Genomic DNA, 26,514 nt, shown 5'->3' with positions numbered 1-26,514 from the left:
TACAAACAGCAGTTCAGGAAATGCTTCATGTTATTAGCAATCATATTATTAATCGTAAGTAACCTGTTTACTGTTTTGCCTAACACAGTTAAAAAGGCAAAGGCTGTTACTGCGGATAGTAAGTGGCTAACCATGAAATATGATGGGTTTTCCACTGATACTGCAAATCAATTGTTTTATTTAAATGGTTCTGCAGAAGTTCCCAATGGGACTGATTTTATACGGCTAACACCAGCATCTGAAACACAAGCTGGGACAGCTATTAACAAAAATGAGATTTGTCCAAAAGACAATTATTCATTTAGCACAGCCTTTTCGTTTAAAATGAGTAATCCTGGCCCTAAAGGTCCAAGTGACGGGTTAACTTTTACCATACAGGGTGATACAACCAGCTCACTAACTAATGGAGGAAGCCTAGCGTTTTATGGAATTAAACCGAGTTTTACTATTAAATATGACACATTCCTAAACACAGGTTATGGCGATCCTTCTGCAAACTATATCGGCCTTGCACAAAATGGTAATCCGGTAAACAAAGCTGGATGGTATACAGACTTAGATCAATATAATACAGCTAATGGTACAAACTACGTTTTATCTAACGGAACCCAGTATTATACGTGGATCGATTATGATGGCCTAACTAAGAATGTTCAGGTTCGTCTCGGTACATCACCAGATAGGGCAAGTTCTAAGCAAGTTTTAGATGTAAATGGTATAGATCTTGGTACTGTATTTAATGGAAAACCTTTTTATGCTGGTTTTACTGGGTCAACAGGATCTCCAAATTATGAGACTCATGATATCTATAACTGGTATTTTGTAAACCATTACAACCCTATTGAGACGCTCAATCAGCAAAATGATTATAAACAAGCACCCAGTACTGTAAAAGTAACGACTGATCAGTCAAATCAGCAAGGGGGATATAATGTTACTGTAACGTTGCTTGACCCACTAGGTAATCCGGTTCAGGGGGCACCACTTGATTCTTTTACTGCTTCTAGCGGAGAGTTAACTGGACCTAACGGAGAAGCTGTAACAAGTTTAGTTTCTGATGCAGATGGGAAAATTCATGCGATATTGAAAAATGCTGATCATTCTAAAGACATTACAATATCGGCATCCAATGGATGTGCAAATGATTCTGGTACAATTCCAGCTGGCAACAAGCCACCAACTGCCCCGGATGATTCAAAGACTACAACGGTAAATACGCCGGTCTCCGGAGAAGTAAGCGGGTCAGATCCAGATGGTGATAGTTTAACCTATAAAGAAGGTAAGCAACCAAGCCATGGGACGATTAGAGTAAATGATGACGGAACATGGACCTATACACCTGATAAAGACTATTCTGGTGACGATTCATTTACGATTATTGTTGATGATGGATATGGTGGGACGACAGAAACGACAATCACAATTCACGTTAATTATAACCCTCCATCACTAGAGTCGAAAAAAACTGCGGATCTGAAAGAAAAAGCAGCAGGAAATAAGGATGCTGATCATCCAGAAGTGGGAGACACACTGCTTTACACTATTCAGACTCGAAATACGGTTGAAAACAGTCTTGTGAAAAATCTTGTGATCTCGGATTCTCTTCCGGAAGGATTGGAATATGTTCCAGGAACATTAAAAGTAGATGGTACTGGAGTAAGTGATACCAAGGATGATGATCAGGGGCATTACGTCGACGGAAAAGCTACAGGCGAATTTGGAAATGTAAGCGATACGAAATGGCATGCTGTGACATTTGAAGCCAAGGTGCAGCCGGGGCAATCGGGTAAGGATATTGTTAACACAGCAAGCGTGACAGGGGACAATATTGTTACTCCGGATAAACCAAAACAAGAAGTCAAAGTGTATCCGCGAAATCCTGAACTAGAGTCAAAGAAAACATCTTCTATTCAGGAAAAAGGTGAAGGTAATACTGATGCAGATCATCCTGAGGTGGGGGATACACTTCTCTACAAAATTCAGACTCGAAATATTTCTGAAGACAGTCTAGTAAAAAATCTCGTCATTTCAGATGCAATTCCAGAAGGGCTCGAGTATGTCCCAGAAACATTAAAAGTAGACGGCACTGCGGTAAGTGACTCAGAAGGCGATGACCAAGGTCACTACGCAGACGGCAAAATTATAGGAGATTTCGGTGAAGTCACTGACATGGAATGGCATAATGTCACGTTTGAAGTGAAAGTGAAAACGGGCCAAGCAGGTAAAGACATTGTCAACACTGCGAATATCAGCGGTGATAATGTCGACATTCCTAACAAACCTAGTAACGAGGTCAAAGTATATCCGCGTGATCCTGTTTTAGAGTCAGAAAAAACGGCGAAGAATTTTGACTCGGCAAAAGAAAAATATGAAGTAGGAGACACTGTAGTCTACACCATTAAGGCACGTAATAAAATAACGGAAAGTACCTTAGAAAATCTTGTGATTTCAGATGAGCTTCCAGCTGGTTTATCATATGTAGATGGCAGCTTAAAAGCAAGCAACGGCGGGGAAGCAACAGTCAAGGACGGCAAGGTTACTGCTAACTTTGGCGACGTCACTGACACTGAGTGGCGGACTGTGACATTCCAAGCGGAAATTGAGTCCGGATATGCGGAAAAAACGATTAAAAACGTGGCAACCGTTGACGGCGGCAATATCGATTTACCGGATAAGCCCGAAACAAGTATCAAAATTGATCCTAAGGATCCGAAACTAGAATCAAAGAAAACAGCTTCCATTAAGGAAAAAGCTGATGGAAATAAAGATGCGGACCATCCAGAAGTGGGAGACACACTTCTTTACACAATCGAAACCCGAAACACGATTGAAGACAGCCTTGTCAAAAATCTTGTCATCTCAGATTCTCTTCCGGAAGGATTAGAGTATGTGTCAGGAACATTGAAAGTAGATGGCACAGAAGTAAGTGATGATCAAGACGACGATCATGGATATTATGCCGACGGTAAGATGTCAGGTGAGTTTGGGAATGTAACAGATACGAAGTGGCACTCTGTGACATTTGAAGTAAAAGTGAGGTCTGGTCAAGCAGGTAAAGATATCGTCAACACTGCAAACATCAGCAGCGACAATATCACGACTCCTGATAAACCTAGCCATGAGGTGAAGGTATATCCGCGAATTCCTGTTTTAGAATCTGAAAAGACAGCGAAGAACCTTGATACGGACAAAAAGAAATACGAAGTAGGCGACACTGTTGCTTACACGATTAAGACCCGTAATACAGTATCCGACGGTAAAGTGGAAAATCTGGTTATTTCAGATGAACTTCCAGACGGATTGAAGTATGTCGAAGGCAGCTTGAAAACGAGCAACGGCGGAGAAGCAACAATCAAGGACGGCAAAATCACAGCTAACTTTGGTGATGTTACGGACACGGAATGGCATACTGTGACATTCCAAGCGAAAATTGAGTCCGGCTATGCGGAAAAGACGATTAAAAATGTGGCAACTGTTGATGGTGACAATATCGACGCACCGGATAAACCGGGTACAGACATTAAAGTCGATCCGAAAGATCCAAAATTAGAATCAAAGAAAACAGCTTCCATTAAGGAAAAAGCTGAAGGAAATAAAGATGCGGACCATCCGGAAGTGGGCGACACGCTTCTTTACACAATCCAAACCCGAAACACAATTAAAGACAGCCTTGTTAAAAATCTTGTTATCTCGGATTCTCTTCCGGAAGGATTAGAATATGTGTCAGGAACATTGAAAGTAGATGGTACAGCGGTAAGTGATGATCAAGACGATGATCATGGACATTATGCCGACGGTAAGGTGTCAGGTGAATTTGGCAATGTGACAGATACGAAATGGCATTCTGTGACATTTGAAGTAAAAGTGAAGTCTGGTCAAGCAGGTAAAGATATCGTCAACACTGCAAACATCAGCAGCGACAATATCACGATTCCTGATAAACCAAGCCATGAAGTGAAGGTATATCCGCGAATTCCTGTTTTAGAATCAGAAAAGACAGCGAAGAACCTTGACACAGACAAAAAGAAATACGAAGTAGGCGACACTGTTGTTTACACGATTAAGACCCGTAATACAGTATCCGATGGTAAAGTGGAAAATCTGGTTATTTCAGATGAACTTCCAGCCGGATTGAAGTATGTCGAAGGCAGCTTGAAAACGAGCAACGGCGGAGAAGCAACAATCAAGGAAGGCAAGGTTACTGCTAACTTTGGCGATGTCACTGACACTGAGTGGCGGACTGTGACATTCCAAGCGAAAATTGAGTCCGCATATGAAGGCAAGACAATTAAAAACGTGGCAACTGTCGAAGGCAGCAGTATTGATAAGCCGGATAAGCCTGAAGCAGACATTACAGTCCAACAGAAAGACCCTGTATCTGACAAACCAGAGGTACCTGGAAAACCAAGCAAGCCTAATAACCCAACTAACACTAACAATCCAGAAAAGCTAAACCAAACTGAGCCTACAACTAAAGATCAGGGAAGTGACACAGGAAATGAGCTTCCAAATACAGCAACAAATACGTATAATCTGATCCTTGTTGGTTTGGTATTGTTAGTAGCAGGAACTGCACTCTGGTACTTTAGAAGAAAAAGAAATGTCTGATGTTGCATGAAGAAATATCTTCCTATATGCATCATTATTGCTGGACTCGTTTTTACAGGTTACGGAGTCTGGAAAGTGATGAACATCAATCATAAGACAGAACAAACTTTAGATGAGGCAAAACTTGCACTAAAGAACCCTTCTGGAAAAAGTGAAGGCCTAGATAAAGAAGAATTTAAGCCTAAGTTCGGAGAGGCAGTTGGCATTCTGGAGATTCCAAAGATCGACGCAGAGCTTCCGATTGTAGAGGGAACCGATGCGGATGATTTGGAAAAAGGAGTCGGCCACTACAAAGGCAGTTATTATCCAGATGAAAACGGGCAAATTGTTCTATCAGGTCATCGGGATACCGTCTTCCGTCGAACGGGTGAACTGAAAAAAGGTGATCAATTAAAGGTTAAGCTGCCATATGGAAGTTTTTTGTATGAAATAGACAAAACAAAAATTGTAGACCAAACAGATAAGTCTATTATTACGCTGCAGCATAACAAAGAGGAGCTCATTCTAACTACGTGCTATCCATTTTCGTATATCGGCAATGCGCCGAAACGATATATTATTTATGGAAAACGGATATGAGAACAAAGATTAGGCTGACGATCATTTTCGTCAGCCTTTTTATAATATAGAAGGAATTAAAATTCTTAATCAATATAGATGAAAATGTAAGGACATTCATTGATTTGGCTCACCGTTTTTTAACCATAATTAATGAAAACGTATAGAAATGATGACAAATGAATATAAGGAGTGTAATGAAAACAAGCTTTCATAACCAGTGATATGGATTTACTATGTTGAGGGCCTAGTGGGTGAATAACCCGTGGAGGTTCAAGTCCTCTCGGCCGCATCAATGATACCAAGGGGTGTAGACCCCTGGTATTTTTTTTGCTTATTTTCAAATTTGCCACTGTCCACAAACTGCCCACTGATTTGGAGTAAGTCACCTACAGTAGACACCGCATAAACGTTTTAACCATTTATTGGTAGTTAATAATGCCTCAAGCTCCAAGTTGCAAAAGTAGAGAAAGAATTGCTAAGCATGGAAGAAAACCAAGATGCCCTGTTATATTATCAGCTATTAGAATTTAGACAAGAGCTAATGCTGAGTTATATGAAATCTAAGGAAATAGAAGATCTCCATAATGCTTATGAAACTATAAAAGAAATTGGGAAGCTAGGGCAATTAACTGGCATGTTGGAATACTATTTTTACTTTTTTAAGGGTATGTACGATTTTAGGCGTAAAGAATTAACTACGGCCATAAGTGTCTATCGAATAGATAGAAATTTTCGAAAAATCAAAACGTAGTTTCCTAACATAGACTTTATTCACTTTAACCTATGTTGAAGCAAAACAACAAAATTTTGATGTTGCTTTAACACACTTTAGGAATGAGCGATTTATTGCCGATCAAAGTAATGACAAAGAATACTCAGCGAAATTTAAAATATTAGAGGGATTATTTTTTTGATGGTGAGACTCAATTAATAAAGAATGCATTTTCATATCTGGCTTCGAGAAAAATGTTTGCTGAAGTTGAGAATTTCTCAATTGAAGTCGCTGATTATTTCCATGAACAAGGAAATTTAATGCTCTCTAATGAATATTATCGTATGAGTATTGAAGCAAGGCGAAAAATTAAAAAAGGGGAGATTATTAATGAAAATCAGCCGGATTCTATTGGCAGCAGTGATTTTAAGTAGTGTATTTTCAATAACTTATATGCAAAGTAATCATAATACTGAGATCAAAGTGGCAGCAGATAGGGTAGGGGCATAGGTTACTAAAATAATTAGAAAAAGCTTAATCTTTTTGATTAAGCTTTTTTTAAAAGGTTCTGTTAAAGTTTAATGTTGGTTTACTTATAAAAAATGGAAATCCAAATATAAGGAAGTTTCATTCTTATAACATTGACTTTGTTCAACTAACGCACCCGTTACTTTAAGTACAACTCTTCTCAAACTTTATTCATTTTAATAAACTATATTTATTTTTAATCACGGTTATTTAGAGCTATTACTATAGTGTCTAGGCGAAAATACGTTTTTTAATGCACTTATTATTCCAGGCACTAGAAAGAAGACACCAAAAAAGACAGTAAGTAAATTTAATTGTGGTGTTTCATAAAAAGTAAACCAATTTATAAAAATTGACGATTCCGTAATTCTCCCAAATAGTGTTCCATCAATTTCTCTATAATTAGGTAACCATCCTGTTGTTTCAAATGTAATAAAAATTATCTGTGACAATAAAAATATACCAATTTGAAAAACCCAATATTTTTTCAAAAATGGAACACTTTTTTGCTTTTCAGCCAACTAATATCCCTCCCTGCATTAGATAACATTTTATATTGATATACGGAAAATTAAAGAATAAGTTTCAAAATCTAATGTTGAATGGATTCTAACACTTGAAACCAAGCTAGATAATTGTTCAGATATTGAAGGAAGTTGATGCGGAGAGATACCTGTATACACAGCAAGAATGGGAGCAATATCAAAGAGATTTAGAATTATTTTATTACGACAGGGCAATGATTGATATATCACTTGATGATATGTAGAGTTCCTTTGGTCTCTAATAGCTGCCCAATTTGTGCCATAATTCATAAAAAAATTCATCTATATACTCAATAACAACAAGACCTGGTATAAGATTGTAAAACGTTCTGTATCCTTTTGTTTGCTCTACAACTTCAGCTCCATGAAAGTCATAACCGAGTACTATAGTCCCGAACGCGCCTCCTGAACCATACTCAGTTTAAAAACCACTTATAACTGTCTGGAAGGGTTACTCTGAGATCGTCTTCTATCTCTTTGATTTGTTTATCAGTGACGCCTCCAGTAAGAATTGAATATTTTTTATTCTCATCAAAGAATTTTTTCACGATAGAGTAATTCACATTTAGCCTCACATACATTTAATTTTGGTTTGTAATTCATCGATCTTATTAAGTTCGTACTCATAATCACAGTTTTCTTCTAAAACAAAATTTATAGTTTCAAAGAAACTTTTCGCATTCTTTAAGAGTGATTCAAAAAAATCAAGTTTTGGTAGTAATACTTTTTGTTGTTGTCCAATTTCAAATAACAACATATCATTCGATATTGATTTCATTTTCAATAGAAGGGGTTGATCTGGAAAATAAGTTTCGCTTTCTCCTGTTTCAATAGCTTCTTCAATTAGATTTAAAAAATAAGCCCACAATTGGTCAACCAAGTCCCACATAGTGACATCAAGCAAATCTTGTTCACCATATTTTAAAATAATCGCCCCAGATAAATAGTAAGAGTCTAACTGTGATTTTATGTTCTTTAGTCCCTCTATATTGCTAAGTGGAACAAAGTAATCGTCAATATTATTTTTTAAGATTGAAAGATCGTTTATCTTCTTATTTGGCCTAAGGATTAATGATTGAATATAAAACATATTACCTCTCCTATTTTTCAGGATAGAATTGTCCTACTCTTCCTTTTTGAAAGCCTACAACATATTGTTGACCCTCATATGTTCCTCTAATTTGATAACTAAATTTAGTTCCTTTTTTCGTTAACTCTTCACGGTTTTGTTTTATAATTGATTCTATCGCATCTGCAACATCGTTAACAGTCATCTCTTTATTAAGAAAAGATTGTTGAGACTTAATTGAACCATCCCATAAATTAGGATGATGGCGCTCCAAAATGTGCTTCATTCCTCGTTTGTCTATGAGGAATGATTGTCCTCCAAAAATGTATTTTCTGCATTGAAAAGTTTTTAATTCGTTTACAACTTCATGCGGCTTAGCTTTCTTTAATCCTTGTACAGTAGACGAGGTCTTGAATATTTCAAGTGCAGAGTTTTTATAATTCTCTCCATCAATCACGTTAAAAGGAAAAGTCCCTGAACCACCAGCCATTGCATACTGTTGTTCAAAAACATTTGGTATTTTAACGTATTCAATACTTTTTTTATTCCTGTTTTTGAAACTTCAAGTGTCTTAATTGCAGCAACTTTTGAACCGGCTTTTGCAATTTTGGATACTTTATTAATACCCTTCGGACCAACTATTGCAAGAACAACAGTACTGCCGACATAGGACACCCATTTTACTCTGCTGTAGGTATCTCCATTAATCATATCACGTTGAAAAGTGTCTTCTATGTCTTTAGCTATAATCTTATAAGTATCGATTGGATGTAAGGCTGCGTTCACAGTTCCAGAAAGCGATTCAATCGGTGTCTTGCAAGTTGATACAGACCCATCACTGTATCTTTGCCTGCTTCATACATTCCCATTGCAATACCTTTTCCAATTGCGGCTTTTTCTTGGAGTTCTTCGAGCTGACGGAAATAAAATTGCTGGTCAGGTTCCAAATTCTCGTATCCTATTTTCTTCGCAATTTTTAAATACTCGTCCGGATCTGTTACCTTTACAAGCTGCTTTTTCAAATCTTTTATTTCACGTTTGTTAGCTTCCTCTTTTTTGATCTTTAAATATGCTTCAGATTGCTTTTCGATATCGCCTTTTTTCTTATGTATATCGCTCTCACGATATGCCTTGGCATTATAGTGAAGGGGTGTAGCATTCTTGCCCTTACCTGTTGATTCATGTAACTTTTGAAAATCTGCTTTAATGAATTGTTTGTTAGGTTCAGTTATTGCATATTCAGTTTTTAAGTTTTCGTCCACATCGCCTATTTTATCAACAGTCTTTTTCCGTTTGTTTTCGGCAGAAGAGAGCTCATCCTTAAAAGTCTCAGTTGAAAATAAATCAAGTGAAAGAATGTCATCGATGTCATTCAGAATATCTTTCATTGCTTTCTTCTGCTCAGACATAATTGATTTTGATTTTATATATGCGTTTGCTAGTTCATGTTCTAAGAAGGATTCTTCGATATATGCATCAGATAAGCTGGCCTCTTCTAGAACACCAGAGATACTAGTAAGGAAAGCGATTTTCATTTCAATTAAATCAATCCATTGATCAGTGACACCCACATGGTCGTGATAAAATGCTTTGATATTGTTTGCTCCCTTGCCAGAGAACTCACTGTCGTCCAGATCAGCAACAGCCTTAAATGCTTTTCTTAGCTTAATCATTTGATTTTTCAATTCTTTATAATCTTTTGCTCGGTTTTCAGCTTCAGATAACAAAGACTTAGCTTCAAATACCTTCATTGTCCAATCCTTTCAGTGGTTTTATATCTAAATATTGCCATGGAATGGATGTGAAAGTTTTAAAGAATGTTTAAGGAGAGGGAACGAATTTTAGATCATTTGAGCATAATGAGAGTTGGAGAAGTGGGGAAGTATAGAGTGTTTTTTGCTCACCATATATTAACCATAATTCATACAAAATATCACGGATGATCAATTCCAGCACCTCTTGTCTGCGTGGAGAAAGAAAAGTAAACACCTGTACGATGTTATTTTCTGATTTAAAAAAGAGCATTCCGTTATAGAATGCTCTTCATGAGTTTTATTACCAATTGATGCAAACTGCCAATCCACCGACGCCTGTAATTTCTGCTGCTAAACTTTTAAACGCGCTGCCTCCAACCCTTAGTTTTTCTTCCCATGTAGTAGCACCGGCTAGAAGTTTAGCAGTTTCTTTAAGACCACCAAGTTCCTTTATATATTTCTTTACTCTTATTATTTTTGCAGCTGCAAACAAGTTTGATCCAATGAACCAAGTTATAGCTGCAGCACAAGCTCCGATTTTAGCCCAATCAGGATCTGCGATAACTGGAAATGCAGTGTTTTCATTGAAATCTATTACTTGAATCAACGAGTTTCCCTCGACTCTAAAATGAGAAGGGATATCATTTTTATTCGCATCTTTTGCCCAAGCTGGACTAAAAACACTTGTAACAATGTTATCAGAATCCACAACAAATACTTCTCCCGTATCAAACTCTTCACCTAGGTATTCTGCTGCGCTTATTAGTTTGCTGCCTTTAGGCAATTCCAAATCATATTTATACTCTTTAGGAGCCTTTTTATTTTTTATTTTTATTAAATTTCTTACTCCATCTTTTGTTGGTTGAACACCAAAACCCACACTGCTTTTTGGATGATCAAAAACAATTGTTCCATTTTTAGTTGCAACACCCGGGACGTTTAGTTTTCCAGCTGGTAAGTGGATGCTTGTTGATACATTCTCAAAATGTATTGATTTTTTTGAATCCTTAGGTATTTCTATGATTCCACTCTCATTTTTAACGACTGAGTATGTATCAGTACTTTCGTTTGATTTCATTATGTTTTGAATTCCTGTAACATGTTCAATATCCTGGGCTGTTTGCTGAATCTCCTTATGAACCTCAGTTGTTTTAGCACTTGATACTTTTGGATGGATAACTGAAATGACCAGTGCCAATGATACAATTAATGGTAAATATACAAATAAACGTTTCTTTAAACTTCTCATTTTTGTCTCCTTTCTTATACTAGTAATTTTATAGTATAATTAAATTTTAACATAGATTACAATTATTTAAAATGGAGGAATTTTATGTTTGGGGTAATTATTCTGCTAATTTTAGGATTATCGGTTCTTGCAGCTGGTTTTTTAACTCTAAAAAGAGAATTGTCAATTGAATCTGTTTCTATATCTTCAGCTGATGAAGCCAAATCAGAAATGAAAAACATCTTTAATGACCATGGCTGGTTTTATCTGTCTGGAGTAGCCCTTTTCATGCAGTTTGTTTTTCAGGGTTTCCATTTTACATTTGAGTATTTTTTTCATGCATTTTTAATTAGTTCCGGAATCCAGTCACTATTTTATCTTTTCAATAAAAAAGAGCTGGGCTATAAAGTTTGTGCGGTTATTGTTGTTAGCTTTTTAGTTATTTATTTATAACAAACAAGGAAAAAGAGTGATGGATCGTCCATCACTCTCTTTTTCTACGTAAATTAACAATTTGACAAAGACTAGAAGGCATCTTTTCCGAATTCAGCTATTTGATAGGGTCTTCGATATCACGGAAATAAATTTGCTGGTCAGGCTTCAAATTCCCGAATCAATTTTTTAGCGATTTAAATACTAATTTGGGTCTGTTACTTTTATAAGCTGTTTTTTCAAGTCTTTAATTTCATGTTTTTTCGTATGAAGAAGGGCTCTTCGACATATGCATCTGATAAGCTGGCATCTTCTAGAACACCGGAGATACTAGTAAGAAAAGCGATCTTCATTTCAATTAAATCAATTCATTGATCAGTGACACCCACATGATCGTGATAAAATGCTTTAATATTGTTTGTTCCCTTTCCAGAGAACTCACTGTCATCAAGATCAGCAACAGCCTTAATCTTTTGCTCGGTTTTCAGCTTTATATAACAAAGGCTTAGATTCAAATACCTTCATTGTCCTATCCTTCAGTAAGGTCTTATTTAAATATTACTATAGATATGAAAGTTCGGGATAGTTTAAGGAGAGGTAACAAAATTTTAGATCATTTGAGCATAATGAGAGTTGGAGAAGTGGGGAAGTAAGGGTGTTTTTGCTCACCAATTATTAACCATAATTCATACAAACTTATAGAAATGATGTAAAGTGACGTTAGTAAGTGTAATGAAAACAAGCTTTCATAACCAGTGATATGGATTTACTATGTTGAGGGCCTACTGGGTGAATAATCCGAGGAGGTTCAAGTCCTCTCGGCGCATCCCCATAATGCCAAGGGTTTAATCACCTTTGGTATTATTTTTTGCTGAAAATACGGCAACAAATGTACCGCATTATGAGGTCTACAAGTGTATTTGCACTAAAAAAGTGCTGACCTCTGCACAACACCGTTGCGCGAGTCTGCACTTTTATTCTGCAAGATACACTGCCCCTTATCATTATTATGGGAAGTTTATTTAATCCGTTCTTAGCCCCGCTGATACTTGGCTTTTAGAAGCTTTTTTTAAGTGGCTAAAACCTACAAATTTTTTGCTTTCTTCATCCCATAGGCGGAACTTTAACGACTTAAGACTTGTTGCCAGTGTAATGGTCGGAACGTTTTGCAATGGCTCAGTGTTGTTATGCGCTTTTTCAAGCTTATAGTTTGGGACTCTCGGGCTTAAATGATGAACATGATGGAAACCGATATTGCCTGTAAGCCATTGCATGACTTTTGGAAGCTTGTAAAAAGAGCTCCCTTCAACTGCTGCTTTTACATATTCCCAATGCTCATCTTCTTCAAAATAAGAATCCTCAAACGTATGCTGAATATAAAACATCCAAATTCCGAGAGATCCCGATACCATAAAAATTGGCACCTGAACCAGCAGGAAGTTTTGCCAGCCAATAGCCCAACATAAAAGTGCTGCCAAAGCGACGATCCCCAGGTTCGTTACATACGTATTTATCCGTTCTTTGCGTTTTGCCCCTTTACGATTAAAACGGTTGGTAATCCCGAAGACGTAAATCGGCCCAATAATAAACATAACAAATGGATTTCTGTACAAACGGTACATGATTTTTGTCTTCGTTGAGGCTTCCTTATATTCCTCAACGGTCAGTACCCAAATATCGCCTGTACCGCGTTTGTCCAGGTTGCTGCTTGTCGCATGATGGACAGAGTGGTCGTGTGCCCAATGATCAAAAGGATGCAGAGTCAGAATGCCTGTAATTGTTCCAAGGATTCGATTCGCCTTTCTTTTCTTAAAAAAGGAATAGTGGCAGCAATCATGAAAGATGATGAAGGTTCTTACTAAAAAACCTGCCGCAACGACAGAAATCGCTAATGTAAGGAAATAAGAAATCGACAAACTCTTATATGCCAAATACCATAACAGGAAAAATGGTACCAATGTGTTAATGATTTGACAAATACTTTTTTGTAAATCGGACTTTTCATAGGGTGTAACCAGTTTTCTCAAAGTCCTTAGGTTTTGTTCATTCATTTTCTAAAAATTTCCCCTTCCCTGATGTTCTTCTAAGTATAGAAAACGCTTGTCTTTGAAGTCACAGCGTCATACACCATATATGATAAGTATCTTTCCCATCCGTCTGTGAAATTATTGGAAATGAGAAACAGGTTTCCAGCTCAATTGCATCTTTATTAGCAGAACCAGCCGGGATACAGAAGGTGTATGAAGATTATACCCAGCTCTTTATCGAGCCAAACTCTCTCGCTGTTCCCCTATGGGAATCGGATTGTTTGAGGAACAAACATTACAAGCAAGGGTAAATATGGATCGGTTTTTGAGTGTCAAAATAAAGAGCTAGAAGACCTTGAATTTCCTATTTGCTTAATTAAAAGGCTTTGGAAAGTGGTGATGAATAAAAGGAAGGTGATTTGAGATCAAGTTTTATTTTTATGAGCATCCTGGCAAATGGGGATATACCATGAGTGACGTTTGCAAACATCTGCAGAAATAAAGCTTAACCAGTGAACAGCCCTGTTTTTTAAAGAATATCTTGCACTTGAACAAGAAACAGCTGAGTTTTGTAAAGAGATCTTTAACAATCAATAATTGAAGTATGATTAAGCAAAGAAAAGGTTTGAAGACACCTTCGATTCAATTTCACGGTGTTTTCAAACCATAGTTATTGAAGGCCTCTTATTCTGCATGTTTAACAAATTATGCCTCGAATAAAACAATAATATTAATTTGTATTTATTTCCGTTTCGTGTTATGATAAAGAAGAATTATTTTTGTTCGTGTAAAGGATAGTATGAATATTGACTTTTCGTCTTGATGATACTTTGGGCAGGGATAGTAATTAAAATGTGTGGTAACACGCACTAGGAGGCAACAAAAATGGAACAAGGTACAGTTAAATGGTTTAATGCAGAAAAAGGTTTTGGATTTATCGAACGTGAAAATGGAGACGACGTATTCGTACACTTCTCTGCAATCCAAGGTGACGGATTCAAATCGTTAGACGAAGGTCAAAAAGTAACGTTTGACGTTGAGCAAGGTGCTCGTGGAGCACAAGCTGCTAACGTTCAAAAAGCTGCTTAATCTTAAAACGTTTATAGAAACAGGCTCTTAATATAGGGCCTGTTTTTTTACGTTCTCTGTATAATACTCAAACTCAATAAAAAACCCTACTCAACGTTCGAGTAGGGAGATGTTACAAGGTAATAGCAAAAGATTTAACGCTTCAAAGGTTTGTTTATAGTATAACATACTGGATTGACAATATGCGGAATGTATATAAAATATTTATTTTTCTTTTCGAATACAACTATTCTTTCTTTTTTCACTAACCTGTGGAGACTGTGAACATTGATTGAGGAACAAAACATTACAAGTAAGGAAATACTACCGTAAATACGGATTGAATGTTGAGTGCAAAATTATTAAAAGGCTGTGGAAAGTGGTAAGGAAGAAAAGGAAGATGATTTGTGGTCAAGTATTCTTGGCAAACGGGGATAAACAATGAGTGACAGTTTGGAGACGTCTGCAGAAACAAAGCTTTACTAGTGAACAGCCCTGCTTTTAAGAGAATATCTTGCACTTGAACAAGAAACAAATTTTTTTAATAATCAATTTTGCTTGCCGCTTCTGCACAGTATCCACACCTTTATTAAATAATGCCATGACTAAAACGATAATATTCAATTGCAATTATTTCCGTTTCGTGCTATGATAAAGAAAGATTATTTTTGTTCGTGTAAAGGATAGAATGAATATTGATTTTTCGTCTTGATGATACTTTGGGCAGGGATAGTAATTAAAATGTGTGGTAACACACTAGGAGGCAACAAAAATGGAACAAGGTACAGTGAAATGGTTTAATGCAGAAAAAGGTTTTGGCTTTATCGAACGTGAAGATGGAGACGACGTATTCGTACACTTCTCTGCAATCCAAGGTGACGGATTCAAATCATTAGACGAAGGTCAAAAAGTAACGTTTGACGTTGAGCAAGGTGCTCGTGGAGCTCAAGCTGCTAACGTTCAAAAAGCTTCTTAATCTTAAATCGTTTGTAGAAACAGGCTCTTTATATAAGGCCTGTTTTTTTACGTTCTCTGTATAATACTCAATAAAAAACCCTACTCAACGTTCGAGTAGGGAGATGGTACAGGTAATAGAAAAAGACTTAACGCTTCAAAGGTTTCTTTACAAGTATAACATACTGGATTGACAATATGCGGTAATGTATACCAAACTTTTACGAAATTCTAAAATAATAGCCAACTCTAAATGTGTCGTGTACCAACCGCCACGCTAAACGGGACTCATCCATGATAATTCTGACACTCTCCTTCCTTTTAATCCATCACCCCAGATGAAATTTGTTTATATCCTATTACTACCAGTGGCAAACAAAAAGGATCATCCCTTTTCGTAAGGAATCATCCTTTTCTTCGTTCAATCAACTATTTTTAGGTATTCTTGATTAATTAATATAACAGCTGGTCCATCTACAAGAATTCCACCAACTTCAATTTTTTCATAAGACTCAACCTTAATAGAAGTAACCCCTTTTCGCTTTTTTAACTCGTTACTTAATTCTTGCGTTGGCATGTGTTTCATATCTCTACTCCTTCTTATTGTTTCATTTAACCTTATTATGTTAAATGAATTGTAAAAATAGTTTCTAGTTCTAGTAATTTCGTCATTTTTTTATCGTTGACCATATATTTAGATGTTACCCACTCGTGTATCTCTTTTATGAAAAGAAGATAAACAATTACTATTCACTGTCGCAGTGGATATAAGAAATTCTTAAAGGTATAGGGGAAATGGATTGATTTTTTTCTAGAAATAATCACTTAGAGATACCTAAAACAATGAAAGCCCTACCTCTCTTCCATCTTTACGGCTCCTAGTCCGTGCCAGTGTGAATCAGGATTACAAAAATCAAGTGACTATTTCATCGAGTGTATTGATAAAACTTCAAATGTTCGTAGAAGAAATTTAAATAATAAAAATGGTTTAGATTGTAGGAATAACAAAAGAGGTTAATATTCTAAAAGTAAGTTGAAGAAGTTGAACGTTTTGAAATGATTTACGTTTAATCATAATATTATCTGAAAATTTGGGATGTTTTTAGGGTGCAATACGATCTATAATTAATAACCTTAACAAAAACTTTTTATTTGCTTTTCAGTGATTCCTTTAATTACTTCCAGTTCACTAATCAAAAATTCATATGCATTATCCAACATTTTTTTTTCGCTTGCATTAAGTGCTTTTTCTTTCTTCATACGCATTAAATCACGCACAACTTCAGCGCCTTCTTGTATTTCACCCGTCTTTATTTTGTTCGTGTTTACTATATACCTTTGTTTCCACGGCAGTAACTTATCTGATTCTCCATGCTGAAAAATGTGTATAATGTGTTTTAATGCACGTATATCAGTAACTGGTCGTATACTTGAACTCAGTATTTTACGCGTTGGAATCATAACTTGCATATTACTAATCGTCATTTTTATGACATAATACTGTTGTTTTTTCCCTAAGATTTCTTTTTCTTCTATAGCTTCAATTATACCTGCTCCGTGCATGGGATAAATAATGTTATCGCCAATTTGAAACATATCAACACCTCCATATATGGTAACCTTCTTAAGATTACCATATATACGTTTTTTTATCAAATATTTAATAATAACATGATCGATTTTTTGATGTCAATAACTTTTTTAAAAAATTAGATCGAACAAAAACAACATCAAAACAATAGGAACGTGTCCGGATTTCCAATCAAGGAAAGGTCAATTGGTCGGTGTATATCCTGAAACCCGACTAATTAACACAAATCAGTTATGAGACGCAGCATTCATGCCCCTTTAATCCCTTATTATTTTGTTGTCTTAATTTCATAGGCGTGATAAAATACCAATTAACCAAACATCCTATGTTTGATAAGTGCTTTATAGGAGGATAAACACATGCTTCAGAAAACAAACCGGCAGACGCTGGTTGAGCAAGTCGCTCTACAAATGGAAAGTCTGATCGAATCAGGCAAGTGGAGTGTCGGGATGCGCATTCCGGCTGAGCCGGAGTTGATGAACGAATTGAATGTTAGCCGCAATACATTAAGGGAAGCAATTCGGGCATTGATACATGCGGGACTCTTGAAGACAAAACAAGGTGACGGAACTTATGTCTGCTCTTCAAGTGCTTTAGGGGTCGTGTTGAAGAAACGCATTTTACGCTCTGATACGTTGCAAACATTAGAAGTTCGGTATGCCCTCGAACGTGAGGGAGCCCATCTCGCTGCACAACGCAGAACCGACGACGAGGCCCGCGAACTTCTTCTTCAACTGGAACGCTGCGAGGCGGCGGCAGAACTCGGTAACATTGATGACTTTGTAACGGAGGATATCCGTCTACATCAAAGCATCGTCAAGGCGTCGCATAATGAAATATTGATCGAAATATACAACCATATTGCTGAAGCGCTGCAAGATTCGATTACAAGCCTGACTAGTTATGAAGTCGATACGGATTTTTTGGAAATGCACCGACAACTAGTCGAAGCGATTGTCGGTCAGGACGCGGATCGTGCCGTGGAAGCAGTTCATCGTTATATCCAGGAATCGAAGGATGTTATCGCCGCTGAAGAGGGGGAGCGGGCATGAGCGTACAAAGTGGTACGAAGCCAACTGGGATAAAGCGTTCGCTCTCATTGAGTTGGCCGATCATCATAGGCATCGTCCTTATTTCACTGACGATGCGGTCACCGCTAACGTCGGTAGGCCCACTGGTAGGATCGATTCGCGAGTCCCTTGGATTATCACATACCGCGGCAGGCTTGCTCACGACATTGCCGTTGCTTGCTTTTTCGCTTCTTTCCCCCTTCGCGCCTATCTTGGCGCGCCGCTTCGGTTTGGAACGGATCATACTTTATGCATTGGTTCTGCTCATGGTAGGTATCGCTGTCCGCTCGCTGACTGCAACAGTTCCTTTGTTTGCAGGCACCGTTTTGCTTGGGCTCGCGATTGCGGTGTGCAATGTGCTAATTCCAGGTCTGGTTAAACGGGATTTTTCTCATAATGTCGGTCTTATGACAGGGCTGTATTCAGTGTCGATGAATTTATGCGGTGCGATAGCCTCCGGTGTAAGTATCCCGCTCGCCCGCAATCTCGGTTTTGGCTGGAATGGCGCACTTGGAATCTGGGGCCTGCTCGCTCTGATAGCCGCACTATTCTGGTTTCCTAAAGTGCGGGCGAGTCACGCGTCAGCCATGATAACAACTAGCGGTACGTCGAGGCGGAGAAATTTGTGGTGTTCACCGCTGGCATGGATGATTACACTTTTTATGGGATTGCAGTCTCTGCTTTTCTATGTTCTGATCGCTTGGTTACCTGAAATCATGACAAGCCGGGGCTTGAGTGAAGACAGCGCTGGTTGGATGCTATCGCTATTTCAATTCGCTTCGCTTCCCGTATCATTCATCGTACCGATCGTTGCGGGACGCATGAAGAACCAGCGTTTACTGGTTGTCATGATGACTGTCCTGTTTTTTGTTTCATTGGGTGGCCTTTATTTCGGCGATAATGCACTTATTTTGTTATGGACAATTTTACTCGGAATTGCTGGAGGATGTGCGTTCAGTTTGGCTATGATCTTTTTAAGCTTGCGGACGAAAGATGCCTCCGATGCAGCTTCTTTGTCCGGTATGTCGCAATCTGTTGGATATTTGCTGGCTGCAACAGGACCGACCTTGTTTGGTTTGCTCCATGACGTCACGGCAAGCTGGAACTTCCCAATATTACTGTTGCTTATGGTCAGCATTATGCTGTTCATATTCGGCCTGGGTGCGTCAAAAAATCACACGGTATAGAAGGGGCATTGTTTCAGTAAAGCTCCTAAGAGCCCATGAACTGCCTGGTTGGGGGATTAAGTCCTCTTATAGACGTATCAATGAAACCAAGGGTTGTAGATCCTGATTGAACAGCATGGTCTTTGTGACGAATTCAACGATATTCTTGGCGGAACCATGCATACGTTTGAAAATGGAATTTGTACAGTGATGAGATCGCGCACGAATATAAAACCAGAAGTTCTAGGAAGACCAGGCAGATCATTTTTACTCATTCCTCAATTGTTTTCATTTGAATCAATGACAAAAGATGGCCGTGCTCTTTGCAGTGGAGAAACTGTGATTCTTCAAAAAGAAATCAATCCATTTATAAGTGTACTTCGCGAACATGATATCATTGTAACGGCACTTCATAATCACTGGTTATTTGATAAACCAAGACTGATGTATATTCATTTCGAATCAATCGATAAACCTGTCAACTTCGCATTAAAAGTTAGAGATGCTTTAAAAGTTCTTACTGATAAAGAGGTTAAAGCTTAACATATATTTTGGCTCTGCTGTAACTCAGTGAACATATGGTAAGGGAAATTTTAAAAACGTATAGAGGCAAAAAAGGGTAGGGAACATCAGTAGTTTCGTCTAAAAACAGTGCCCATTTTGTGCCCGAAATGAATATAAAACGGTGTAAATAGATGTAATGAATGACTTCAAACGCTTGAAATAACAGCCTTCTGTAACTGATAATATACTTCCGCTTTATTGAGGGCCTAGTGGGTGAATAATCTGTCAATGTTCAAGTCCTTTCGGCCGCATCAATGGTAGATCCTTGATTTTTTTATGCTCTTTTTTGTTAAAATAATTCACCCAGCTTATCAACTGTTTGCCGGTGTTGAAAGTTCTTTCTGCTGAAATTAGGCATTATTATTATCATCGTGAATATGTAGAGCTATCTAATGAATAGTATCGTATGAGTATTGGAGGCGAGAAAAACATAAAAAAGGGAAATGATAAATGAAGATCAGGCAAGTTCTAAGTGGTATCTCAACAATTTACTCACTTTGTAGATGCAGACAGCGCTTCAAATGGTGATTTCAAAATTGCCGCAGATTGAGTTGATGTATAAAGAATGTATAAAGAGGAAGGGATTAGCCCCCTTCCTTAAAGACCCTTCAATTCCTCTTGCTTCATCGTGAAATATTTTACTTTTTTGAGATCGGTATCCAAATTTCACTTTTAAAAGATGGCGATGTTACATCTTTATGTTCGTTCCACAGTATTTCTGGACCTTCTATTTGTTCATAATTGGACGATGGAAACCATTCGGAATAAATGCGTCCCCATACGTCTTGCAGTGTATCCGGAAATGATCCGATTGCTTCAAATACAGCCCACGTTGAGGCAGGAACCCCAAGCTGTGAGAGGTTATCTGGACACTGTTTCGTTGTGGCTGCGCCAATATAGTGATCAAGTTCGCCATTCTCCTCTGTCCGTCCTTCAGAAAAGTTCGTGGATGCACTAATGAGTCCCAAAGGCGCTACATTAGAAAGCTTTTTAAGATTATTTATTGTGTCTTCATCTAAACTTTCCCACATAGATGCAATTTCCGGGTTAACCCCTTTGAACATAATAGGAACTCTTTTTTTAATGCCAACGATGCGAAATGCCTCTTTTTCTTCAATACGATAGTTCATTTCATTTCCTCCTTGGATTGATAACTGGAAGGTCATTCGTGGATAAGCTTTAAGTGAATGGCCATTATTTCTAGCTTCTGATGGTCTTATGCCATGCAAATTTTGAAATGCCCGTGCAAAAGAATCTGGTGACTTATAACCGTACTTTATTGCAATGTCTATAACTTTTACACTGCTGTCTTTTAGTTCAAAAGCTGCAAGAGTAAGACGTCTGTGACGAATATATTCCGATAGTGAAATGCCTGCAAGGAAGGAAAACATCCTTTTAAAATGATATTCAGAGCAGAAAGCAAGCTTTGCTACTTCTTTAAAATCAATATCATTTGTGAGGTTTTCTTCAATATACTTTAATGCACTATTCATACTTTTAAGCGAATCCATTTATTTGACCTCCTTTAACAAAAGAATAACAGGAGTGAAATGTATCTACCCGACATTCTGTGCACCGTTTTGCAGGATTCCTTATATGTAATAAAGTATGTTATTCACCTTTGTTTGTATAGTTTTTTTAAATAAACACCTATTTGCGAAAAAATTAAGTGAAAAGAACTGCTGCTAGAGTATTCACAAAAAAGCAAGTTATCATTGTGTTATAAACAGCTCATTCTTATAATTGAGTGAAAAAAGGATGCGTATCATGCCGATTAATTCTTTTGAAAACTATCCGATGAGCTGGAAGCCGTCGATTGATAAAACGGAAAAGCCTATTTATAGAGCACTTGCGGGGCAATTGGAACAGGATATAATAAACGGAGTTTTGCTACCAGGAACAAAACTTCCTCCACAGAGAGAACTTGCTGATTATTTAGATTTAAATGTAAGTACCATTTCAAAAGCCTTTAAAGTTTGCGAGTTAAAGGGCTTGCTAAGTGCATCTGTAGGAAGCGGCACATTTGTATCATACGACGCGTTATCGAATGCGTATTTACTTGAGGATACAAAGCCGAAGCATTTAATTGAAATGGGAGCCACACTGCCAGATAATGCTTCTTATGAGCCTCTGTTACTCCAACTAAAAAACATGCTGCAAGATGAAGATTATGAAAAATGGTTTGGTTATGGCCGGGCAGGCGAGAGCCTTTGGCAAAAGGATGCAGCTGTAAAGCTAATCCGAAGAGGCGGGTTCGAAACAACCGTTGATCACATTTTATTTGCAAATGGGGGACAAAATGCGATTGCTGCTGCATTGGCAAGTCTTTGTAAGCCTGGAGACCGCATTGGTGTTGACGATCACACGTATCCTGGATTAAAAACTGTTGCTTCAATGCTTAGTGTGCAAATCGTACCGATAAAATCAAAGAACGATGAAATGAGTCCGGAGTCACTTGAATATGCGTGTAAAAATGAAAATATTAAAGGCATTTATTTGATCCCGGATTATCATAATCCGACAGCTTCCTTTATGTCTGTTGAGAATCGAAGAATGATTGCAGAAATTGCAAAGAAATATCATCTGTTTGTTATTGAAGATGCATCGTACCATCTTCTCAACAAAAATCCGCTTCCCGCACTTGCATCGTTCGCGCCGGAACAGGTTATCCATATTGCAAGTTTATCAAAATCGTTAGCACCAGGACTGCGCCTGGCCTATGTAGCGGTGCCGAATCAATTTAAGGAGCCAATGTCAAAGGCGCTTTATAATTTAAATATAACGGTTTCCCCGCTATTAGCAGAACTAACTGCACGCATGGTTGTATCAAATCAATTTGAAGCCTTAATTGAAGGCCATCGGGAAGAAACGATTCGCAGAAACCAAATCGTAAACCGATATTTGGCGGATTATACATGTTTAGGTGTTGAAACAGGCATCTTTCGTTGGCTGGTGTTGCCGGGTGAAATGACTGGTGCTGAATTTGAAGAGCTAGCTGCACAACATGGCGTGCAAGTGTATGCGGCTGAACGCTTTGTAGTGGGAAATAGTTGTCCGAAAAGGGCTGTCAGGGTTTCAGTATGTGCACCAAAAACACTCGCAGAGCTTGAGCAAGGACTAATAATCCTAAAACGTTTGCTAAACGGTCTTAGCTAATATTGTTCGCCATACAATTATAATATTGTATGGCTTTTTTGTGCGTGTTATGATGATCCACATCTAGAGGGAGGTTTATATCATTAGGCTTTACGAAAGGCAGGTCAGAGTATGGTAAAAACAACAGACGTTCAACAAGCTTCATTACAAAGCTACATCAGTTCTCCGGAAAAACAAAAAGCATTATACAAGCGTACATTATTCGTTGTAAGTATTTCGCAAATTTTTGGCGGTGCAGGGCTTGCGGCAGGAGTTACTGTCGGAGCGCTTATCGCACAGCAAATGCTTGGTACAGATGCGTTTGCTGGTCTGCCTTCTGCTTTATTTACTTTAGGATCAGCAGGATCTGCATTAGTTGTTGGGAGACTTTCTCAACGCTATGGCCGCCGTACTGGTCTTTCAGCTGGTTTTGTAATTGGCGGACTTGGAGCAATAGGAGTCATCATTGCAGCCATCATAAATAGTATTTTCTTGTTATTTACTTCATTGCTTATTTACGGTGCTGGAACAGCGACAAATTTACAAGCTCGTTATGCAGGTACGGACTTAGCCAATCGTAAACAGCGGGCGACTGCTGTTAGTATTACGATGGTTTTTACAACATTTGGTGCAGTTGCAGGTCCAAGTTTAGTAAATGTCATGGGGAATTTTGCTGTGTCTATTGGTGTTCCATCACTTGCTGGTCCTTTCATTTTAGCAGCCGCAGCATATATCTTAGCAGGTGTGGTTCTTTTCATCATGCTTCGTCCAGATCCATTCGTTATAGCAAGAACATTAGAAGCGACCAACCAAGAGCCTAGTGATAAAGGACATTTGGCAACAACTGAGCATACAGAAAACAATACAGGCATAATCGTCGGTGCAGCAATTATGATTCTTACCCAAATTGTAATGGTAGCTATTATGACAATGACACCAGTTCATATGAGACACCATGGACATGGTTTAGGTGCAGTCGGTCTTGTTATTGGTTTTCATATCGGTGCCATGTATCTCCCTTCACTGGTTACAGGTGTTCTTGTTGATAAGTTGGGGCGTACTGTGATGGCGATTGCTTCTGGAACAACGTTGCTTCTGGCAGGCTTAATGGCAGCATTTGTACCAGCAGATTCTATGGTTTTTCTCGTCATTGCTCTTTCTTTACTTGGATTAGGATGGAATTTTGGTTTAATCAGCGGGACTGCACTTATTGTTGATTCAACTGAAACGGCCACACGGGCTAAAACTCAAGGTACAGTGGATGTTCTGATCGCGTTGTCAGGAGCTGCTGGAGGAGCATTGTCTGGAATGATTGTAGCAGGTTCAAGTTTCATGACATTATCATTTGCTGGAGGGATTTTATCCTTATTCCTCATTCCGGTGGTGGTATGGTCTCGTGGAGGTAAAAGATAAGCCAGATTATTTTGTGAAAACAGTAAATTTGAATGCAAGAGATGTACACCAAATGGCATTGTAGTCGGTCTTCTTAGTACTGAAATAGATAAGATTTCTCTGTTTGTTTAATTCCAAATCTATCGGAAATTCATTTTGCTTCAGTTGATTCTAGCAGCACTATAAATTTTGAATTGCTCAATTGCCATTAATTTGTTATGTTGTTATATAAAGGTTATATGTATTATTGGTAAAAAAGATAAAAGTTGTCAAGAGGCCAACATCAACGGATCGATATTGCAAGAAGCTTTATTAAAGATCCTGACATCCTTTTATTGAATGAAAAACAGCTAGCCTGGATAGTGAGAGAAAATGCAGGGTTCCCTAGAAAAATAAATGAAAAATACATTCATATCTTTTATTTCATAACATAATATGGTTGTGAAAATGAAAAAGGCAGAATTCCCGTTTTTAGTACTTTTATAAAAAGGAGTCATAACGTTGTTAAAAAGGCTTTCTCTGGTTTTTCTTACACTGATTATGTCTATAGTTGTTGTACTAATGGTGGCTAAAGATTCCCCTGGAGATAACGTCATTTCATTTAATGAGCCAATTATCTTAATGATATCAATTGGAATCGTTGTATTTTTATTCATCCCTCCATTAGCCATGTCCTTTTTTGGTAACTGGGTTGTTAGAATCATATCTGGAGTCTACCAATGTTTTATTGTTTTAACTTTTATGGGGCTAATTCCAATTGGATTTCTTATTCCCAACGGTTTTTTGACAATTCTTGTTTCTATTGGAGGAACTATAGTCAGTATAGCTAGTGTTGTAGTAACGTTATTAATTGGTAAGAATAAAGAGGTTAAATCATAACAAAATAGATATGGATGATTTTCGTATGAAATAGACAAAACAGATACGTCTATTATTAGCATAACAAAGAGGAGTTCATTCTTGATAAAGAATTAGGCTGACGAAAATTTTCGCCAGCCTTTTTATAATAAGAAAAAATTAAATTTTTAATCAATTTAGATGAAAAAATAACCTTTGAAGATACCGTACTATATGGTATCTTTTTGTTGTTTTTAGAATATAAATCCCTTCTAAAAGCACTCATGACATGAAGTCCAAATAGAAACCTGAGATTACGAATTAAATAATCAAAAAAAATTGATTTAATGGATTGAATTTAATGAAAACTTATGGTTATAATGTATATATCAAAAAAAATTGATTAAAGAAGGTGATAGGATGAATGAAACAAAAACAGAACTGCTTCAGAATTATGAAAAAAAATTTAAAGCTCTTGCTGATCAGAAACGGTTAGAGATCATGTATGAACTTTGTCAAAAGGGAAAAACCTGTGTGTGTGATTTGACTGAAACTTTTAATATGACCCAATCAAAACTTTCTTATCATCTCAAAATTTTATTGGACGCCAACTTAATTACGAAAGAAACGAAGGGAACATGGAGCTACTATGATCTTAATGATGATGAGCTAAATCACTTATTATCTGAAGAACTTTGTTGTGTATTTAGAAAGAATGGAGAAAGAAGCTGCTGTTAAATTTTTTTGTTTGTTAAATCAAATTTATTTGATTAATATGTCAACAAAGGAGATGTTACTGTGAAGTATGTTCATGTAGGGATTAATGTAGTTAACCTAGAGGAATCAATTACATTTTATGAAAAGGTTTTTGGAGAGAGACCCTTAAAAGTAGAATCAGACTATGCAAAATTCTTATTGGAAACACCGGGGTTGAATTTTACGTTAAATGTGCGTGATGAGGTAAACGGGAATCAGGTGAATCACTTTGGGTTTCAAGTCGATCGTTTAGATGAGGTCTTGAAACATAAGGAACGGCTTGAAAAAGAAGGATTTTTTGCTCGTGGAGAAATGGATACAACATGTTGTTATGCAGTACAAGATAAATTTTGGGTATCAGATCCCGACGGCAATGAATGGGAGTTTTTCTATACCAAATCGAATAGTGATGGTCACAAACAAGATTCCTCCTCTTGTTGTGTGACTGAGTAAAAGTGCAGTTTTATTAGCATTAGTTGTCAATTGATATTCTAAATTGGCAACTTTTTTTATGAAA

Annotated in this window: 20 protein-coding genes and 6 pseudogenes; 16 read left to right on the top strand and 10 right to left on the bottom strand. The window is 37.5% G+C overall.

The window, feature by feature from the left end; all coding sequences use genetic code 11:
- The first annotated feature begins 27 nt into the window (after positions 1-27).
- From AC4CV5_RS17695 to phrI, 4 genes and pseudogenes are all read left to right on the top strand, one after another.
- Positions 28-4,608 carry an isopeptide-forming domain-containing fimbrial protein gene (locus AC4CV5_RS17695; protein WP_490923466.1) on the top strand — a complete coding sequence of 1,527 codons (4,581 nt, stop codon included), beginning with the start codon at positions 28-30 and terminating at the stop codon, positions 4,606-4,608.
- Between the two features lie 6 nt (positions 4,609-4,614).
- On the top strand, positions 4,615-5,187 hold the full coding sequence (locus AC4CV5_RS17690) for a class D sortase (protein ID WP_490923465.1): 573 nt from the start codon (positions 4,615-4,617) through the stop codon (positions 5,185-5,187).
- 439 nt (positions 5,188-5,626) lie between these two features.
- A pseudogene (locus AC4CV5_RS17685) lies at positions 5,627-6,315 on the top strand (response regulator aspartate phosphatase); the annotation flags it as partial.
- On the top strand, positions 6,272-6,391 hold the full coding sequence (phrI, locus tag AC4CV5_RS17680; RefSeq protein ID WP_490923463.1) for a phosphatase RapI inhibitor PhrI: 120 nt from the start codon (positions 6,272-6,274) through the stop codon (positions 6,389-6,391). The pseudogene AC4CV5_RS17685 and the gene phrI, both read left to right, overlap by 44 nt.
- Before the next feature lie 224 nt (positions 6,392-6,615).
- On the opposite strand, the gene AC4CV5_RS17675 is transcribed toward phrI, so the two are convergent.
- The 5 genes and pseudogenes from AC4CV5_RS17675 to AC4CV5_RS17655 form a co-directional block, all read right to left on the bottom strand.
- A complete protein-coding gene (locus AC4CV5_RS17675; RefSeq protein ID WP_248602456.1) occupies positions 6,616-6,930 on the bottom strand; it encodes a YfzA family protein in 315 nt (104 codons plus the stop codon).
- 292 nt (positions 6,931-7,222) lie between these two features.
- Positions 7,223-7,517: pseudogene (locus AC4CV5_RS17670) on the bottom strand (SMI1/KNR4 family protein); the annotation flags it as partial.
- 8 nt (positions 7,518-7,525) lie between these two features.
- Complete coding sequence (locus AC4CV5_RS17665) at positions 7,526-8,044, bottom strand: hypothetical protein (RefSeq protein ID WP_166854198.1); 519 nt, start codon at positions 8,042-8,044, stop codon at positions 7,526-7,528.
- 10 nt (positions 8,045-8,054) lie between these two features.
- A pseudogene (locus AC4CV5_RS17660) lies at positions 8,055-9,774 on the bottom strand (ribonuclease YeeF family protein).
- A gap of 304 nt (positions 9,775-10,078) precedes the next feature.
- On the bottom strand, positions 10,079-11,026 hold the full coding sequence (locus AC4CV5_RS17655; RefSeq protein ID WP_490923462.1) for a hypothetical protein: 948 nt from the start codon (positions 11,024-11,026) through the stop codon (positions 10,079-10,081).
- A gap of 84 nt (positions 11,027-11,110) precedes the next feature.
- Between AC4CV5_RS17655 and AC4CV5_RS17650 the strand changes: the two genes are divergently transcribed.
- Positions 11,111-11,458: a hypothetical protein gene (locus AC4CV5_RS17650; RefSeq protein ID WP_166854195.1), complete on the top strand. Its 348-nt coding sequence runs from the start codon at positions 11,111-11,113 to the stop codon at positions 11,456-11,458.
- A 251-nt stretch (positions 11,459-11,709) separates the two neighbouring features.
- Here AC4CV5_RS17650 and AC4CV5_RS17645 read toward each other — a convergent pair.
- Both AC4CV5_RS17645 and desA read right to left on the bottom strand, forming a co-directional pair.
- Positions 11,710-11,962, bottom strand: a pseudogene (locus AC4CV5_RS17645) (T7SS effector LXG polymorphic toxin); the annotation flags it as partial.
- Positions 11,963-12,459: 497 nt separating this feature from the next.
- Complete coding sequence (gene desA, locus AC4CV5_RS17640) at positions 12,460-13,488, bottom strand: Delta(5) desaturase DesA (protein ID WP_166854194.1); 1,029 nt, start codon at positions 13,486-13,488, stop codon at positions 12,460-12,462.
- 861 nt (positions 13,489-14,349) lie between these two features.
- Here desA and cspC (AC4CV5_RS17635) point away from each other — a divergent pair.
- A complete protein-coding gene (cspC, locus tag AC4CV5_RS17635) occupies positions 14,350-14,553 on the top strand; it encodes a cold shock protein CspC (RefSeq protein ID WP_010333136.1) in 204 nt (67 codons plus the stop codon).
- A 751-nt stretch (positions 14,554-15,304) separates the two neighbouring features.
- Positions 15,305-15,508: a cold shock protein CspC gene (gene cspC / locus AC4CV5_RS17630; protein ID WP_166854193.1), complete on the top strand. Its 204-nt coding sequence runs from the start codon at positions 15,305-15,307 to the stop codon at positions 15,506-15,508.
- A 399-nt stretch (positions 15,509-15,907) separates the two neighbouring features.
- Here the strand turns inward: cspC (AC4CV5_RS17630) and AC4CV5_RS17625 are convergent, their stop codons facing one another.
- Both AC4CV5_RS17625 and AC4CV5_RS17620 read right to left on the bottom strand, forming a co-directional pair.
- A complete protein-coding gene (locus AC4CV5_RS17625) occupies positions 15,908-16,072 on the bottom strand; it encodes a BC1881 family protein (protein WP_490923461.1) in 165 nt (54 codons plus the stop codon).
- Between the two features lie 548 nt (positions 16,073-16,620).
- Positions 16,621-17,082 (bottom strand): CarD family transcriptional regulator, encoded by a 462-nt coding sequence (locus tag AC4CV5_RS17620; protein WP_166854191.1) that lies wholly within the window; start codon positions 17,080-17,082, stop codon positions 16,621-16,623.
- 354 nt (positions 17,083-17,436) lie between these two features.
- Between AC4CV5_RS17620 and AC4CV5_RS17615 the strand changes: the two genes are divergently transcribed.
- From AC4CV5_RS17615 to AC4CV5_RS17605, 3 genes and pseudogenes are all read left to right on the top strand, one after another.
- Entirely contained in the window at positions 17,437-18,129 is a 693-nt protein-coding gene (locus AC4CV5_RS17615) for a FadR/GntR family transcriptional regulator (protein ID WP_373924290.1), read from the top strand.
- Positions 18,126-19,334 (top strand): CynX/NimT family MFS transporter, encoded by a 1,209-nt coding sequence (locus AC4CV5_RS17610; protein ID WP_490923460.1) that lies wholly within the window; start codon positions 18,126-18,128, stop codon positions 19,332-19,334. Before AC4CV5_RS17615 ends, AC4CV5_RS17610 begins: the two co-directional genes overlap by 4 nt.
- Before the next feature lie 102 nt (positions 19,335-19,436).
- Positions 19,437-19,856: pseudogene (locus AC4CV5_RS17605) on the top strand (DUF1259 domain-containing protein); the annotation flags it as partial.
- A gap of 659 nt (positions 19,857-20,515) precedes the next feature.
- Here AC4CV5_RS17605 and AC4CV5_RS17600 read toward each other — a convergent pair.
- Positions 20,516-21,388 carry an AraC family transcriptional regulator gene (locus tag AC4CV5_RS17600; RefSeq protein WP_326222580.1) on the bottom strand — a complete coding sequence of 291 codons (873 nt, stop codon included), beginning with the start codon at positions 21,386-21,388 and terminating at the stop codon, positions 20,516-20,518.
- A 256-nt stretch (positions 21,389-21,644) separates the two neighbouring features.
- Between AC4CV5_RS17600 and AC4CV5_RS17595 the strand changes: the two genes are divergently transcribed.
- From AC4CV5_RS17595 to AC4CV5_RS17570, 6 genes and pseudogenes are all read left to right on the top strand, one after another.
- On the top strand, positions 21,645-23,033 hold the full coding sequence (locus AC4CV5_RS17595) for an aminotransferase-like domain-containing protein (protein WP_490923458.1): 1,389 nt from the start codon (positions 21,645-21,647) through the stop codon (positions 23,031-23,033).
- A gap of 111 nt (positions 23,034-23,144) precedes the next feature.
- Entirely contained in the window at positions 23,145-24,425 is a 1,281-nt protein-coding gene (locus tag AC4CV5_RS17590) for an MFS transporter (protein ID WP_490923456.1), read from the top strand.
- A gap of 242 nt (positions 24,426-24,667) precedes the next feature.
- Positions 24,668-24,786 (top strand): annotated as a pseudogene (locus AC4CV5_RS17585) (ATP-binding cassette domain-containing protein); the annotation flags it as partial.
- Between the two features lie 119 nt (positions 24,787-24,905).
- Positions 24,906-25,283 carry a hypothetical protein gene (locus AC4CV5_RS17580; protein ID WP_166854185.1) on the top strand — a complete coding sequence of 126 codons (378 nt, stop codon included), beginning with the start codon at positions 24,906-24,908 and terminating at the stop codon, positions 25,281-25,283.
- A gap of 378 nt (positions 25,284-25,661) precedes the next feature.
- On the top strand, positions 25,662-25,979 hold the full coding sequence (arsR, locus tag AC4CV5_RS17575; protein ID WP_490923454.1) for an arsenical resistance operon transcriptional regulator ArsR: 318 nt from the start codon (positions 25,662-25,664) through the stop codon (positions 25,977-25,979).
- A 60-nt stretch (positions 25,980-26,039) separates the two neighbouring features.
- On the top strand, positions 26,040-26,450 hold the full coding sequence (locus AC4CV5_RS17570; RefSeq protein ID WP_490923452.1) for an ArsI/CadI family heavy metal resistance metalloenzyme: 411 nt from the start codon (positions 26,040-26,042) through the stop codon (positions 26,448-26,450).
- Positions 26,451-26,514: the final 64 nt, after the last annotated feature.

The organism is Bacillus sp. NS1, assembly GCF_058248265.1.
This window is presented reverse-complemented; position numbering and strand designations above follow the sequence as displayed.

What these genes read in the sequence shown, in the direction of transcription:
- AC4CV5_RS17615 (WP_373924290.1), top strand. Translation starts at nt 17,437, where the DNA reads ATGCTTCAGAAAACAAACCGGCAGACGCTGGTTGAGCAAGTCGCTCTA.
- AC4CV5_RS17590 (WP_490923456.1), top strand. Translation starts at nt 23,145, where the DNA reads ATGGTAAAAACAACAGACGTTCAACAAGCTTCATTACAAAGCTACATC.
- AC4CV5_RS17690 (WP_490923465.1), top strand. Translation starts at nt 4,615, where the DNA reads ATGAAGAAATATCTTCCTATATGCATCATTATTGCTGGACTCGTTTTT.
- cspC (WP_166854193.1), top strand. Translation starts at nt 15,305, where the DNA reads ATGGAACAAGGTACAGTGAAATGGTTTAATGCAGAAAAAGGTTTTGGC.
- AC4CV5_RS17610 (WP_490923460.1), top strand. Translation starts at nt 18,126, where the DNA reads ATGAGCGTACAAAGTGGTACGAAGCCAACTGGGATAAAGCGTTCGCTC.
- AC4CV5_RS17625 (WP_490923461.1), bottom strand. Translation starts at nt 16,072, where the DNA reads ATGAAACACATGCCAACGCAAGAATTAAGTAACGAGTTAAAAAAGCGA.
- AC4CV5_RS17655 (WP_490923462.1), bottom strand. Translation starts at nt 11,026, where the DNA reads ATGAGAAGTTTAAAGAAACGTTTATTTGTATATTTACCATTAATTGTA.
- arsR (WP_490923454.1), top strand. Translation starts at nt 25,662, where the DNA reads ATGAATGAAACAAAAACAGAACTGCTTCAGAATTATGAAAAAAAATTT.
- AC4CV5_RS17620 (WP_166854191.1), bottom strand. Translation starts at nt 17,082, where the DNA reads ATGTTTCAAATTGGCGATAACATTATTTATCCCATGCACGGAGCAGGT.
- AC4CV5_RS17600 (WP_326222580.1), bottom strand. Translation starts at nt 21,388, where the DNA reads ATGGATTCGCTTAAAAGTATGAATAGTGCATTAAAGTATATTGAAGAA.
- AC4CV5_RS17695 (WP_490923466.1), top strand. Translation starts at nt 28, where the DNA reads ATGTTATTAGCAATCATATTATTAATCGTAAGTAACCTGTTTACTGTT.
- cspC (WP_010333136.1), top strand. Translation starts at nt 14,350, where the DNA reads ATGGAACAAGGTACAGTTAAATGGTTTAATGCAGAAAAAGGTTTTGGA.
- AC4CV5_RS17665 (WP_166854198.1), bottom strand. Translation starts at nt 8,044, where the DNA reads ATGTTTTATATTCAATCATTAATCCTTAGGCCAAATAAGAAGATAAAC.
- AC4CV5_RS17595 (WP_490923458.1), top strand. Translation starts at nt 21,645, where the DNA reads ATGCCGATTAATTCTTTTGAAAACTATCCGATGAGCTGGAAGCCGTCG.
- desA (WP_166854194.1), bottom strand. Translation starts at nt 13,488, where the DNA reads ATGAATGAACAAAACCTAAGGACTTTGAGAAAACTGGTTACACCCTAT.
- AC4CV5_RS17650 (WP_166854195.1), top strand. Translation starts at nt 11,111, where the DNA reads ATGTTTGGGGTAATTATTCTGCTAATTTTAGGATTATCGGTTCTTGCA.
- phrI (WP_490923463.1), top strand. Translation starts at nt 6,272, where the DNA reads ATGAAAATCAGCCGGATTCTATTGGCAGCAGTGATTTTAAGTAGTGTA.